We start from the raw sequence: 15096 nt of genomic DNA on the forward strand, positions 1-15096 counted from the left end.
TAATATGAATGTTTTAGAAAAAAGAATAAAATTTAATGATGGAAATTTTATTCCACAAGTAGGTATTGGAACATACAAACTAGATAGTGAAAATGGGATAGACGAATCTATCTTGGCAGCATTAAAAGCGGGATATCGTCATATTGATACCGCTCAATACTATGGGAATCACAAACAAATTGCAAAAGCAATTAAAGAAAGCAAAGTAAAAAGAGAAGATTTATTTGTAACTTCAAAAATATGAAATAATGACCATGCTTATGAAAAAGCAGTAAAAGCAATTGATAGAATTTTAGAAGAATTAGAATTAGATTATATTGATTTAATTCTAATTCATTGACCAACACCAGAAAGATTAGAGTGTTGAAAAGCACTTGAAGAAGCGGTTGAAGCAGGAAAAGTTAAATCAATCGGTATCAGTAACTTTTTAGAGGGTCACATTGATGAACTAATGAAATTTGCTAAAATCAAACCTGTAATAAATCAATTTGAACTTCACCCAGCATTACCATGTAATAGACTAGTAAATCACTGTTTAAAAAATGGAATAATTGTTGAATCATGAGGAACTTTAATTAGAGGTAAATGCTTTGAAATTGAACAATTAGTTGAACTAGCTAAAAAGTATAATAAAAATCCAGCTCAAATATGTTTAAGATGAGCCTATCAATTAGGATATGTTGTTATACCAAAATCATCAAAACCACAAAGAGTTATTGATAACATAAATTTTGGAGATTTTGAATTAACACAAGAAGACATGGATTATATTGCAACTATTAAAGAGCATCGTGATGGTCCTGACCCAAATAAATTTGAAATTTAAGCAATTTTATTTGACAACTCGGTCAAAGACTATATAATATATAAATATAAACGAAACTATTCTATATATAAGAGAGGGAAAGAGTTTTAATGGACGAGTATTTGTCGAAAGACAATAAACAATTACAAGCTGCACTAGAAACTGATATAAAAAAAGGTTTGACAGATGCACAAGTAAAAGAAAAAACTGAAAAATATGGAAAAAATGCACTACCCCAAGGTAAAGTAACACCTTGGTATATGGTATTTCTTCATTCTTTATTTGAACCAATTCAAATAATTTTAATGATAGCTGCAATTATAAGTGTTTTAGCACCACTTTTAGGTAAAGGTGAATGAACTGTAACAATTGATGATTTCATAGACTTTATAGTGATTTTTTTAATAGTTATTATTGATGCAATATTAGAAACAGTTCAAACTATCAAAGCTAGAAAGTCGATGGATGCTTTAAAAGATCTATCAAAACCAAAGGCGGTTGTTATTAGAAATAATATGCAACAAGAAATTGATGCTACTGAATTAGTTCCTGGTGATATTGTTGTTTTAGAAGCTGGTAAATATGTGCCTGCTGAACTAAGAATTGTGGAATCGAGTGAATTAATGATTGATGAATCAATTTTAACTGGTGAATCTGTACCGGTTGAAAAAACTCATAAACCAATTAAAAGTACTACAATTTTAGCAGATATGCAAAACATTGCATTTATGTCAACATTTACAACTGCTGGTAGAGCGATTGGTGTTGTAATAAAAACTGGTGAAAATACAGAAATTGGTAAAATAGCAACTTCAATAAACAAAAACGATGAAGAAGCAACACCTTTAGAAAAAAAACTAAGTCAATTTACTTTAATAGTTGCCTTAGTGAGCTTAGCGCTAGGAATTATAATATTTATTTCATTATACTTCTCAGGTAATAGTACAGCATGAGCTAGTTACTTAATGGTTGCAATTACATTAGCAATTGGAGTTATCCCTGAATGTTTAGCAGCAATTATATCTATTACACTAAGTTTTAGTGCAAGAAGACTTGCTCATCAAAATGTTATCGTCAAAAAATTAAAGGCAGTTGAAACACTAGGTAGTGTTAATGTAATTTGTACAGATAAAACTGGTACTTTAACTCAAAATAAAATGACTGTAACAAAATTAGTTATGGACAATAGAGTTATTAATGCAAAAGACTACACAAATGAAAAACACGATGAGCATCTTGATTATTTCTTAAAAGCATTAGTTTTATGTAACGACTCAGTTACAGAAAATGATGAAAGAATTGGAGATCCTACAGAATTAGCTCTTGTTGACTTCGCTGAAGTTACAGGTCTTGATGAACAAAAAGCTCGTGATGAATTTATTAGAATTGACGAAAAACCTTTTGATAGTGAAAGAAAAATGATGACTACCGTTAATGATATTAAAGGTGTGAAAACCGTCTTTACAAAAGGGGCAATAGACCAGTTATTACAATGTTGTTCAAAAATTATGATTGATAATGTAACAAGACCAATTACTCAAGAAGATAAAGATGAGCTATTAAAAATTGCTGGTGAACTTTCAGAAAATGCGCTTAGAGTGCTTGCATTTGCATATAAAGAGACAGGTAATGAAGGAAATAAAAGTAATTTTGAAAGCGATTTAGTATTCTTGGGAGCAGTTGCAATGATTGATCCTGTTAGAGATTCAGCTGTCCAAGCAATTAAACAAGCTAAAGCAGCTGGAGTTAAAGTTGTTATGATAACAGGTGATCACGCTGTAACAGCTTTAGCAATTGCAAGAGATCTTGATTTAGCACATGATGAAAAAGAGGTTATGAACTCTAAAATGCTGGACACAATGTCTGATGAGGATTTCTTAGAAATTATTGAACAAATTCGTGTTTTTGCAAGAGTTAACCCTGAACATAAAGTTCGAATTGTTGATGCTTTACAAAAACGTCATAATATCACAAGTATGACAGGGGACGGAGTAAATGATGCGCCATCACTGGCAAAAGCAGATATTGGTGTTGCAATGGGTATTACTGGTACTGATGTTGCAAAACAAGCTTCTGATGTAATTCTAACCGATGATAACTTTGAAACTATTATTAAAGGGGTAAATGAAGGAAGAAACGTTTATGCAAAAATTAAACGTGCTATAACATTTATTCTTGGAGTTAACTTTTCAAACGTTTTAGCAATATTTATTTTATCTTTAATAAACTCTGTATCACCACTTGAAGCTACAAACATTTTATGAATGAACTTGATTGTAGAATCATGTATTGCCTTGGCAATTGGTATGGGTAAAAATGATGATAGTTTGATGAAAGTTAAACCAATCAAAGGAAAAAACTCTTTATTTAGAGGAATTTGATTCTCAATGGGTAAAATAATTGTATTTCTAACAATTTGTTCAATTGGAGCATTCTACTTTGGTATGTCTTTTGTGGATAAAGATCATATAATGAATATCTTTAATGATGAAACTTATCGAAAAATTTTAGAAAGTCATGGTTATAACGATGAATCTATAAATGCATTAGCAGAGAGTGGATGATATCAAATATTTAAAAATCATGATGTGCCAATGGAAATTAAACTTGAAATTGGAGATTATGGAAGAACTGCGATATTTATGCTAATTACTTGTGCTCCTTCATTCTTCGTTAACTTTATTAAGTTATCTCAATGAAAAACAAGTAAAAAGATAAATATGGTAACAAATAAACCATTAATTGTATCTTCATTAATTGCAGCTGGATTGAATATGATTGCATTATTTGTTCCTGGAATAAATAATAATATTTTAAACTTGCTAAATACCAAAGAGTACTTCGATCATTGATATATGATTCCTGTAATCCTTTGTTTAACTATTACACCAACAATTGCAATGCTTTTAACTGATGGAATAGTATTTGTAAGTTACCATTATTTCCCAGATCCAAGAAGAAGAAACAAACAATTGCTTGATAGTATGATTTTTGAAGATAAAAAATTATTAGCTCAAAAAAGAGCAATTGAAAAACAAAAAAGAGATAAGGAAAATCAACAATAAAACTCATAATTTAAATGAGTTTTATTTTTATTTAGCTTAGATATTTGCAAATTATTTTAAATATAGTATTATATATGTATAGGAAATACACAAATCTCTATCTTATGATAGAAAATAAAATTTAAAATAACTAAAAAATATAAAATATTGGGGTGTTTATATGTCAAAAAAAGTTACAAAAATCAAAAAAAGAGTTTTTGAAATCTTAATTGTTTCTAGTGTCTTATTAGCAATAACGAGTTCTATAACTGTTCTTTCTATATCTTTTATTCCAAAAAAACATCTATCTAATTGACTAATTGGTATTGGTTCAGTTTGTTTGGTATTGGATATAATATTGCTTATATCTGTTATTTGTGGAGTAACCTTTTTAACAAAAAATCGAAATATTGATGATGCTGAAAGATTTAAAGTAAGATCAATTCTAGATTTTGGGTTATTATACTTTGTTCAATCTGCAAAAATTGATCGTGTAATTGAACATTACAAATCACATAGAGACATAGAAGATTAAATTCAAATAATCTTTTTTTTTACAAAAAAATTATATAAAATGATTTTAGAATAAAATAATTGTTTAAAAATTTTAAAGAAGGAGAGTAATTTATTTATGAAACCTAAATTATTAAAAGAACAATTAAAGTTTGTAAATAAAATATTAGTATTTAATCCGTTTAAATTTGCTTATTTTTGTGTCGATCAAGTACTTTTATTATTAACCATTGGAGTTTTTATATATGGACTTATTGAAAATAAAATGAATTGATTAAGTTACTTAACTCTTGGTTTAACAGCGTATTTACTTTTAAAATTCGTTATTGTAAACTGATTTAAAATAAATATTTACTATAAATATATTAAAGTTTATGATTTTAAGCTAAATGTTGATAAAAATAAAGTAAAAATTAGTCGTACAACCGACCATTCACCATTGTGGTTTTTAGTTTGAACAGTTGCTACAACAGTTATTACTGCAATTATTTGTCAATACGAAGTGCAAAATTTAGTTGAGACTAAAAATCCTTTAAATGCAACATTATCAATTGTTATGAATATGCTATTAATACCATCATTTATAAACTCTTTCAATGCTATAAGTGCCAATGAACAACAAGTAAGTGCAAATTATATACACTTAGTTAAAGATCAATATTACTCAAATGAAAGTTTATTTGAAAATACAGAATGAGGAGATAAACACTTGAATTTAACATGTTCAAATATTGGATTAACTTCAAAAAATGGAATATTTGTCTTATTAAATCAAGATGATTTATCTACTCAAGAATCTAGAGATGTAAATGAACTAAATAGCAAAATATTAGAAACTTACAAAAAAATTTGATCAAGCTATTATGATTTGTTACAAAATAGAATGAAAGAAAAATATTCAAAAGGTGTAATTAGAAAGTTCTATTGAATTGAAAGAATATATGACACTGTTTTTTTAGATTTCTTCCAAATTTAATAAAAAAATTAGAAAAAAATATTAATATCTTTAAAAGTGCTTATTTGTAGGCATTTTTTTAGTATTTTTTTCACATTTTTTTTTCCAAAATTTGCAAGTTTTACTTATTGGTGTAAAATACTAATATAAGTTATAAAAAAATGGGTAAAGATAAAAGCGATAGCAAGAAGGTGGGATAATGAAAAGTTTTGACTTAATTGTTAAAAAAATTAAGACAAACATCAAAAGCTATTTAGGTTTAATTGGTCTGATAGTGTTATTTTTCGTTTTCCCAATTTTTGATAGTTTAGTAAAAACTAAAGCAGAGTATCTTACGATTAAAGTTTTAAAAAATATAATAGGTTTTGCAGTTGCAATTTATTTTTTAGCAATTTATTTTGACGAAGTACTAGAATTTATCGATAAAGTTGATATTGAAAAGAAAAAAATGGAACACTACTTTTGAATTTTCAAAAAAGATAATATAAAATCTATCATCAAAATGTTTTTATGTTTACTACCATTTGCAATAATAAGTTCATTTTACATTTTCGATTTATCAAGACATTTTGGGTCTAGTGAAAATTTAAGGGATGCTTTACTAAATTCACATAACAACCCTTTAATGTATAAAGAATATTTACCATTTGCTAACATGCCATTTTTAAATAGATTTGACTTCTTATATGAAAATGAATATTATACAGCTGTTTCTGCACTTGTGACTGTAATACTTTCTTATGTAGTTATTGGGACTGTATTATTTGCTTTTGTAAAAATTTCTTTAGCAAGATTTGAGGCCAAATTAGCTAAAAAACTAAGCCAATCAGTAGAAGTTGTTAAAGATCCAAGTGAACATATAATGACAAAAAAGGAATCTTTTAGAGAATTTATGAATCAAAATGATGAAAAATTATATTATTATATTGTTCATGGTAATCAAGATAATCATAATGCAATTTCTCTTAAAAAGACAGAATTTCTAACAGTCGTAAAAAAAGGAACAACACCACCACTAGATGTAATAGGAATGAATTAAACTATTACAAGTGTATATCCAAACCGTTTTACCCATAAATTTATTTTTATGGTTCAATATAATAATTCAAGTAATTAATAAAATGTCGGGTTTAGTTTTAACACCACAAAAATTACTTGATAGATATTGGTGTTAAAACTTTTTTGAAAAAGGTTATTTATAACCTTTTTTTGTTTTTTATAAATTTGCTAGTTTTAGAGATATAATAGTTCTATAAGAGGTTAATTATGATACTAACAAAATTAAAATGATTTATTTTAGTAATTTTCCCTCTAATATTTGTTTTTGAAATACCATTGTTTGTAACTAGTCACTATGATACTTATTGAGCAATGCTTTGAGTTAGTTTTTGCTTGATTATAATAGCTTTATCAATTAGTTTATGAATTATGATAGAACAATTTGTTAGAAATAATACTAAAATGTTAATTAAAGGACTAAACTATTGTATTTGTATTTTTATATTTTCAATTTTATTGTTAGTTTTTTGATTCGTTCAATTTTATTTTTTTAGGTATGTAGAGGGTATTAGCCTTATTGACACCATAATTTCAGGATTTATAGCAGGATTTTCAGGTTTAAATTTTGTGTTTTCGATATTTATTTTTCCGCTAATGGCCTGTGAGTAAAATTAAAAAAATTTTGCAATTATGTAAAAAAGTAGATATTATATACTTATATAAATGAATATTATGAGGAGTAAAAAATATAGTTTATTCAGAGAACTAGTGGTTGGTGAGAACTAGTAAATCATATTTTTGAAGGTTGCATAGTATAAAACTTAATATACAACTAAGGTGAGTTTAAGTTTTTTTTAAACTAATTAGGATGGTACCGCGGAGACAATTCGTTCCTATTTTATTTTTATAAGATAGGTTTTTTTTTGAAAGGAAAATAAATATGAAAAAAGAGTTAGAAAAAAAATATGATCATTTAGCAGTTGAAAAAAATAAATATGATTTTTGATTACAAAATAACTATTTTAAAGCAGATGTAAATAGCAAAAAACCTCCATATAGTATAGTAATTCCACCACCAAATGTTACAGGTAAACTACATCTTGGTCATGCTTGAGATGGTTCTTTACAAGATACATTAATAAGATACAAAAAGTTATCTGGATATGACACCTTATATCTACCTGGAATGGACCATGCTGGAATAGCTACACAAGCAAAAGTGGAACAAAGACTAAGAGAACAAGGAATAACTCGTTTTGATTTAGGTCGAGAAAAGTTTGTCCAAAAAGTATGAGAATGAAAAGAAGAATATGCTTCATTTATTAGAAAACAATGAGAAAAATTAGGACTAAGCTTAGATTACAGTGTTGAAAAATTTACATACTCACCAGAATTAAACAAATTAGTCAATAAAGTTTTTTGTACAATGTACAATAAAGGTTTGATATATAAAGAGAAAAAAATAGTTAATTGAGATCCTTTACAAAAAACAGCAATTTCAAACATTGAAGTTATTTACAAAGAAACGAATGGGGGAATGTATCATTTCAAATATATTTTAGAAAATGATACAAATAGTTATTTAGAAGTAGCTACAACTAGACCTGAAACAATGTTTGGTGATGTTTGTTTAGTTGTTAATCCTAAAGATGAACGTTATAAAAAATATGTTAATCAAAAGGTTATTAATCCTGTAAATGGTCAATTAATTCCAGTTATTGCTGATAGTTATGTTGATATAGAATTTGGAACTGGAGTTATGAAATGTACTCCAGCACATGATCCAAATGACTTTATTATTGGTAAAAAATATAATTTAGATCAAATTATATGTATGAATCCTGATGGAACTATGAATGAATTAGCTGGCAATTTAAATGGTTTAGATAGATTTGAAGCTAGAAAACAACTTATTGTACAAATGCAAGAAAAAGGATTATTTATTAAGAAAGAAGAAATAGTTCATCAAGTTGGTTATTCTGAAAGAAGTGATGCAATTGTTGAACCATATTTATCAGAACAATGGTTTGTTAAAATGAATTATTTAGCAAAACAAGTTATTGATTTACAAAAAAGTGATAATAAAATTAACTTTTATCCAAATAGGTTTGATGATGTCTTAAATAAATGAATGGAAAACGTAAATGATTGAACTATTTCAAGACAACTTTGATGAGGACACCAAATTCCTGCATGGTATAACAAAAATACAAATGAAATTTATGTAGGTGAAGTTGCTCCAAAAGATATAGAAAATTGAGTGCAAGATGAAGATGTTTTAGACACTTGATTTTCTTCTGCATTGTGACCATTTGCAACTTTAGAATGAGATGGTGATAAAAACTCAAAATATTTTGATCGCTATTTTCCAACATCAACTATGATTACTGGATATGATATAGTATTTTTTTGAGTTGCAAGAATGATTTTTCAATCATTAGAATTTACTCATCAAAAACCATTTAATGATGTCTTGATGCATGGACTAATTAGAGATGAACAAGGTAGAAAAATGTCTAAATCATTAGGTAATGGAGTTGACCCAATGGAAGTTATTAAAAATTTTGGAGCAGATTCTATGCGTTACTTTTTACTAACTAACTCATCTCCAGGACAGGATTTAAGATATAGTGAAGAAAAACTAAGAGCAAGCTGAAACTTTATCAATAAAATTTGAAATGCTTCAAGATTTGTATTAATTAATTTAGATAATAAAAATATTAATATCGATATAAATAACATCAAAAAAATTATAGATCTCAATGAAAATTTAGCATGTAAATGAATTTTAACTAAGCTTACAAGAGTTCAGAAAAGTTACTATGAAGCTATGGAAAAATATGAGTTTACAATTATAGGAAAAACTCTTTATAATTTTATTTGAAATGACTATTGCAGTTGATTTATAGAGTTAGTTAAAGCAGACTCATTAGGTTGTGATGAAAAAAGTAAAAATAATTTAACTACAGTACTTATATTTGTTTTAAAAGAGATATTGGTTATGTTACATCCAATAATGCCTTTTGTAACAGAAGAAATTTATCAAAAACTTAAAATAAAAAATTCAATCCTAGAAGAAGAATTTAAAATAAACGAATGAAATTATGATGTTAATAATTTTGAAGACTTTATAATTGAATCAATCAAAAAAATTAGAGAATTTAGAATTAGTCAAAATATAGAAAAAAATCAAATATTGAATTTTTCTATTTTAGACGATTCCAATACAGTTACAAGTGAAGAGTGAAATATTTTTAATCGTTATTTAGAGTTTTTTGTTAAATCAAATGTTCAAAAAACGAAGTTGATAGGTGAGGTTGTTTCAATTCCGGTGGGTAATAAATTTTTAGAAATTATAAAAGCAAGTTTTATAGACGAAAAAAAACAACTACTAGATCTTCAAGACCAAAAAAAAGCTTTAGAAAAAGAAATTAATAGATCTCAATCTATTTTATCTAATGAAAATTTTTTACAAAAAGCAGATAAAAATAAAATTGAAATAGAAAAAAACAAGTTTTTAAAATATGAAGTTGAGTATAAAGCTATTGTTGAAAAAATAAAATTATTGTCTAATAAATAATTTTTAAACTCTATAAAAAACATTATGTAAAGCTTAGATACAATGAAAAAATTGCTAAGCTTTTTTATTTGTTGCTTTATTAGTTACATCAAGTTCTAATGCCTTTTTAACTTGTTATTCTATTATATTTTAATATTAGTGGCAAGTTGTTACTAAATTATTTTATAAACTACATAAATAATTATTTTTATTTAAGTAATTTTAAAGATTATTTATCTAAAATGCTAATTTTAATTAATTAAATAAAAATTTAAAAACATTCGATTTGATATTATATATTAATTAATTTTACAACACATGAGATTTTTATATTTTATATAAATGCTCATATATTGATTATTTTTTATTTAAACTTTACACAACTTTAAAAATTGATTTACATATTCAAAAAAATTTTATTATATGTTAAATAAAAATTAGTAGACATTAAAGCGAATATTTATATATCGGACACTTATAATAATTATTTTGCTCATATATATTCATTAAAATATATATTTTATATTTTTTGTAATTATTTATCTAGGAATGCGTATATTTAGTGTGCTTGATTTAAATTAAAAAAAAACAGAAATATATTTCTGTTTTTTTTTAATTTATGATTTGGTTTAATGTTTCAGAATCAATATCTTTTATAACTGAAGCTATAAACTCTTTATAATCTTGATGTGATCTTCTTAAATCTTCAAGTAATTTACAATCAGGATCATCTAAATTATTGTATGAAAGGGCGTTTATAATTGTTTCTTTAATATATCCACAGCCAATGTTGTTAGTTATTGCTATTTGAAATGGTTTTAAAATTCTTTCATCAAGTTGTAACTTTTTAAGGGTATTTCTTGCAACTCTATCAAATTCATCTTTTATATGAACATTTGTAAATCTACTTACTACAGAATCAATGAAATCATCTAATGCTTCTCTATTATAATTAAATTGAAATTCAACAACATTTGAAATTTCTGTAAGATATCTTTTTAAAAATATAATTAGTCTATTATCTATTTCATTATTTAAAGTTTCATTAATAAATTTATTTTTAAATTTTGAAAGTTGTCATTCTTTTCAAGCGATTGAAGCATGACCTCCATTTAACATTCATACTTTTTTACAAATTTCAGCATCAATATTTTCTGTGTACTTGATTGTAGTAATTTTTTCAAGTTCACTAGGTCAGTTTCTTTCGTCTGCGACTCATGATGAGTAGGGTTCAACTTTGATGCTTAAATCACTTGATACTTCATTAGGTACAATTCTATCAACCATAACATCAACAAATTTAATTAATTTTTTGTCAAATTTATATGATTCTATAACTTCTTTTTCAAATAATGAAGAAATTTTTTCTCCGTTTTCACAACACATAATTATTAAAGGTTTTTTAATACTTTCTTTTGCTTTGATAAATTTTATAACTTGATCTTTAATATATTTTAAATTGACTGATCCTATTGAAGTTGTTAAAACATCAAATTCTTCTAATTTCAATTCTTTGTCGATATCGTTAGAATGAACTGCATTATAACCACTTACTTTAACGATTTTTTCTTTTTCATCTAATTCAATTACATTATATTCTTTTGTTTCTTTTAATTTACTTATTAAATCAATATTATTGTCTGTAAAGTATAATTCTTTAATTTGTTTACTGTTGAAAAGAATAGGGGCAATAAAACCTCTTCCAATATTTCCTGCTCCAAAATGTAGTACTTTCATTAAAAGTTAAACTCCTGTAAAAATCTATCTTCTGAAGGGTTTTTTATTAGATCTTCAACAAGTTCTAATTCCATCATCTTTTCAGCAATATTGGCAAGTATATCAACATGTTTATCAGATTTAGCTGCAATTCCAATAAAGAAATTTACAGGATTTGAATCATAATCTACAGGATTTTTATAGTGCATAATGACAATTCCATCTTTTATTACACCTTTGTCATCCATTCCGTGAGGGATTGCTAAGTAATTCCCAATGTAAACTGAGAATTTTTTTTCTCTTTCAATCATTGAATCAATGTATGACTCTTCTACATAACCTAATTGTTTTAAAAGTTGTCCACATTGTTTGATTGCTTCTACTTTATTCTTGGCAGTTTGATTTATTTTTATATTATCTTTTTTTAATATTTCATTTTTCATTTTTTCACCTACTAAATTTTCGTATAATTTTTCACTAATTATTTTATGAATCTCATTTTTTTTACTCAATAGCAGTATTATTGGCATAACTATTAAATTATCTAAATTTGTCTCACTTATATCAATTGAAGATATAACTAAATCAAAGTTTTTTAATTTATCTTTATTAATCATTGAGTAAGATATGTTTTTAACTACTGCATTTCTGTACAAAGAACTTAAATGATTTTTTATCATAGCACTTTGTCCCATACCACCAATACATATTGTTAAAAATTTCAATTTCTTTTCATATATGTATGAATCAAACCAAACTAATACATGAATAAATATTTCATAAATCAATAAGTTAATATTTTTTTTATCATTAAAATATTTTTTTAAGTTTTTTTCAATAAAATATCACAGTTCTTTGTATTTTATTTTATAAGAGTCTAAGTTTCTTGAATATTCTTCGATGATAAATTCATCAACGTTTTCTACAAATAAATTTGAAGAGATATGATTAATAATTCTTTCATTCATTTCATCACTTAAAGCCATTTTGTTATTAAAAAGTTTTTTTATGTCTTGATTTAAGTCTTTAATAAAACTCTTAATTTTATTGTTACTATCATCATCAAGTGCTTGTTTTATAAAAAACAAACCTATGTCATCACTTGAATAAATATCTTTTGCTAATGTTACAAACTCATTGTAATATTCTATTTTTTCTACTTGATCTAAAATCTTTTTATTTTTAGGGTGATTTAATCAGTAGGTAATTTTGATAGCAAGAATTATTAAGTTTAAGTTTGATACATTAATTTGATTAGATGTAAATTCAATAAGTCAATAAAATATTTTATTATACACATTAATCTGATATCTATTTTTTAAGAAATTGTAAATATAATTGGAAAAAAGTTTTTCTATTTTATTTAATTTTAAAACGGAATAAACTTTTTTGAATAGTATATATTTTGTTGTAATGTCAATTAGAATACTTATTTCACTATTTTTATTAATTTCAGGAACCTTTATTCCTTGTTTGTTAATTAATAGCTTTAAATCATATTTTTTTAAAAGCCCATTTAGTTCTTCCAAATCATCTTCTAAAATATTTGCTGATATATCTAAATCATCAATTATTTGTAATTTTGTTGTTGTTTGATCTCGAAGTAGGGTAAGTAAGATATAAAGTAATCTTTCTTCTTTTAGTAAAAATTTATCATCAAGTTGTAAGTAATTTAAAATATCTTCAGTATTACCTATAAACTTAATATCGGTTTCATTTAACAATAATTTAAAATTACCTAATTTTTGTAAAAAATCATTTATTTCTTCTAAATCTCTGTTTAGGGTTTTATCACTTATATCAAAGTGATTGATAATGACTTTACTTTCAATATTTTTATAATTTATTAGTGTATATAATATTCTAAGTTGTCTTTCTTTCTTCATTGTTTGGAACCCCATTTTGTTCACTAAATTCTATCACTATTTTATCATAAAAGGCTTTATCCAAGAAGTTTTGAATACTTTTATGAATAGCATTTGGGGCTTTTTGTTTAGCATAGTTTGATAATTGTTCTTGAGTTATAACATATTGAGCATCTTCTGGTAGCTCTTTGACTGGGAAATTAACGACTTTTATGTCGATGTGAGCTTCTTTAAGTTTTTTTCTTAAAACTGATGCTCCCATAGCACTAGATCCCATTCCAGCTTCACAAGCAAAGATAATTGTTTTTACATCACCTAATTTTGTTGATTCACCTTTGGCTCCTTTAGTTTTAACATATTTGCTATCTTTTCCTTTAATATCAAGCATTTTTTGGGCTGCTTCTTCATATGAATTTGCTGATTGTTTTTTGTATTTTTTCATCATTAATAGGTGGATTAAGATACCAACTCCTAATGAAGCACCAATTGATCCTAAGATTCCTAAATATACTCCAGCATAGTTCAATGCCTCAGATTTAATAAAGATTGATATAGCAACAATTGATCCTGGTGATGCTGGTGCAATTAATCCTGCATCGAATGCTTGAAATATTGCATCTCCAACCAATCCACCAGCAATTAATGCAACTAACATTTCAATTTTCATCAAAATGAATGGGAAGTAAACTTCATGAATACCTCCAAAGAAATGTATAATTGAAGCTCCTGCTGCATTACCTCTTTGTTTTTTATCAAAAATCATAAATGCTATCAATGCTCCTAAACCAGGTCCTGGGTTAGCTTCTAATAAGAATAAGATTGATTTTCCAGCATCTCTAGCAGCTGCAGTTCCTATAGCTGTTAAAACCCCGTGGTTTATAGCATTGTTTAAGAAGAATATTTTAGCGGGTTCAATAATTAAAGCTGCTAAGAAGATTAATTTATGACCAATTAAGAATGCAACTGCTTCTCCTAGTGCTCATGTAATAGCATTAAAAACATAAGGCATTCCATAAAAAGCTCCAACACCTAATCCAAATGCTAAGAAACCCATAACAAAGTTGTTAACAAGCATTTCAAATCCTTGTTTAATTCTTCCTTCTAATAATTTGTCAATTCCTTTTAAAACTCCAGCAGCTGCTGGGCCTACAGCCATTGCTGATAGAAACTGAGGCGCAGCTTTACCACTATCACCAGGATTATAAATATTTCCAACAACTACCGCAAATACAACAAAGGCACCAATAAATCCACCTCTGTCTTTATGCACTAATCTACCAGCATTGAATCCTATCAAAATTGGTATTAAAAACTGAATAACATTACCAACTATATAATCTTCTATCGCTTTAACAGGTGTTCAACCTTTTTCAATAAAAAATGCTGTTAGTAAACCTCATGCGATCATTAATCCAATAATTGGCATGATCATTGAACTTAATCAACCCCCAAATTTTTGGATACGACGCATGGCTGTTCTATTGTTGAAATTATTTTTTAAAAATAGTTTGAACTTATTATTAGTTTCTTTTTCATTTAACTCTTTTATAATTTCGTCCATAATATCGACTCCTTTCACTATCATTATTTCTTATTTATTATATGTTTTAAATAGGGGCAAAAAATTTTTTTGTCTTATT

At 26.0% G+C, this 15096-nt stretch carries 10 protein-coding genes and 1 other annotated feature; of the genes, 7 read left to right on the forward strand and 3 right to left on the reverse strand.

Features of this window, described 5'->3' with window-relative positions; genetic code table 4:
- Window positions 1-4 precede the first annotated feature (4 nt).
- The 7 genes from SHELI_RS02735 to SHELI_RS02765 all read left to right on the forward strand — a co-directional run bounded on the left by SHELI_RS02735 (window position 5) and on the right by SHELI_RS02765 (window position 9896).
- A complete protein-coding gene (locus tag SHELI_RS02735) occupies window positions 5-826 on the forward strand; it encodes an aldo/keto reductase (RefSeq protein ID WP_069116464.1) in 822 nt (273 codons plus the stop codon).
- 89 nt (window positions 827-915) lie between these two features.
- Window positions 916-3870: a cation-translocating P-type ATPase gene (locus SHELI_RS02740; RefSeq protein ID WP_069116466.1), complete on the forward strand. Its 2955-nt coding sequence runs from the start codon at window positions 916-918 to the stop codon at window positions 3868-3870.
- Between the two features lie 160 nt (window positions 3871-4030).
- Complete coding sequence (locus tag SHELI_RS02745) at window positions 4031-4384, forward strand: hypothetical protein (RefSeq protein WP_069116468.1); 354 nt, start codon at window positions 4031-4033, stop codon at window positions 4382-4384.
- 96 nt (window positions 4385-4480) lie between these two features.
- Window positions 4481-5338, forward strand: coding sequence for a hypothetical protein (locus SHELI_RS02750; RefSeq protein ID WP_069116470.1), 858 nt, complete (start codon window positions 4481-4483; stop codon window positions 5336-5338).
- Window positions 5339-5516: 178 nt separating this feature from the next.
- Window positions 5517-6356, forward strand: a complete 840-nt coding sequence (locus SHELI_RS02755) for a hypothetical protein (RefSeq protein ID WP_069116472.1) — start codon at window positions 5517-5519, stop codon at window positions 6354-6356.
- A 227-nt stretch (window positions 6357-6583) separates the two neighbouring features.
- Window positions 6584-6985: a hypothetical protein gene (locus SHELI_RS02760; RefSeq protein ID WP_069116474.1), complete on the forward strand. Its 402-nt coding sequence runs from the start codon at window positions 6584-6586 to the stop codon at window positions 6983-6985.
- A 54-nt stretch (window positions 6986-7039) separates the two neighbouring features.
- Window positions 7040-7214, forward strand: a binding site (T-box leader).
- Window positions 7215-7256: 42 nt separating this feature from the next.
- The gene (locus SHELI_RS02765) at window positions 7257-9896 is read left to right on the forward strand and encodes a valine--tRNA ligase (RefSeq protein WP_069116476.1); all 2640 of its coding nucleotides are present in this window, start codon (window positions 7257-7259) and stop codon (window positions 9894-9896) included.
- A 591-nt stretch (window positions 9897-10487) separates the two neighbouring features.
- Here SHELI_RS02765 and SHELI_RS02770 read toward each other — a convergent pair.
- Genes SHELI_RS02770 through SHELI_RS02780 form a run of 3 tightly spaced genes read right to left on the reverse strand, consistent with a single transcriptional unit; the run spans window position 10488 to window position 15017 of the window.
- The gene (locus tag SHELI_RS02770) at window positions 10488-11612 is read right to left on the reverse strand and encodes a mannitol dehydrogenase family protein (RefSeq protein ID WP_069116478.1); all 1125 of its coding nucleotides are present in this window, start codon (window positions 11610-11612) and stop codon (window positions 10488-10490) included.
- Window positions 11612-13477 (reverse strand): PTS sugar transporter subunit IIA, encoded by a 1866-nt coding sequence (locus SHELI_RS05935; protein WP_198146112.1) that lies wholly within the window; start codon window positions 13475-13477, stop codon window positions 11612-11614. The genes SHELI_RS02770 and SHELI_RS05935 overlap by 1 nt, the downstream gene beginning before the upstream one ends.
- Window positions 13455-15017 carry a PTS mannitol transporter subunit IICB gene (locus tag SHELI_RS02780; protein ID WP_198146113.1) on the reverse strand — a complete coding sequence of 521 codons (1563 nt, stop codon included), beginning with the start codon at window positions 15015-15017 and terminating at the stop codon, window positions 13455-13457. The genes SHELI_RS05935 and SHELI_RS02780 overlap by 23 nt, the downstream gene beginning before the upstream one ends.
- Window positions 15018-15096 lie beyond the last annotated feature (79 nt).

Origin of the sequence: Spiroplasma helicoides, from assembly GCF_001715535.1 — a bacterium.
Taxonomy (GTDB): domain Bacteria; phylum Bacillota_I; class Bacilli_A; order Mycoplasmatales; family Mycoplasmataceae; genus Spiroplasma_A; species Spiroplasma_A helicoides.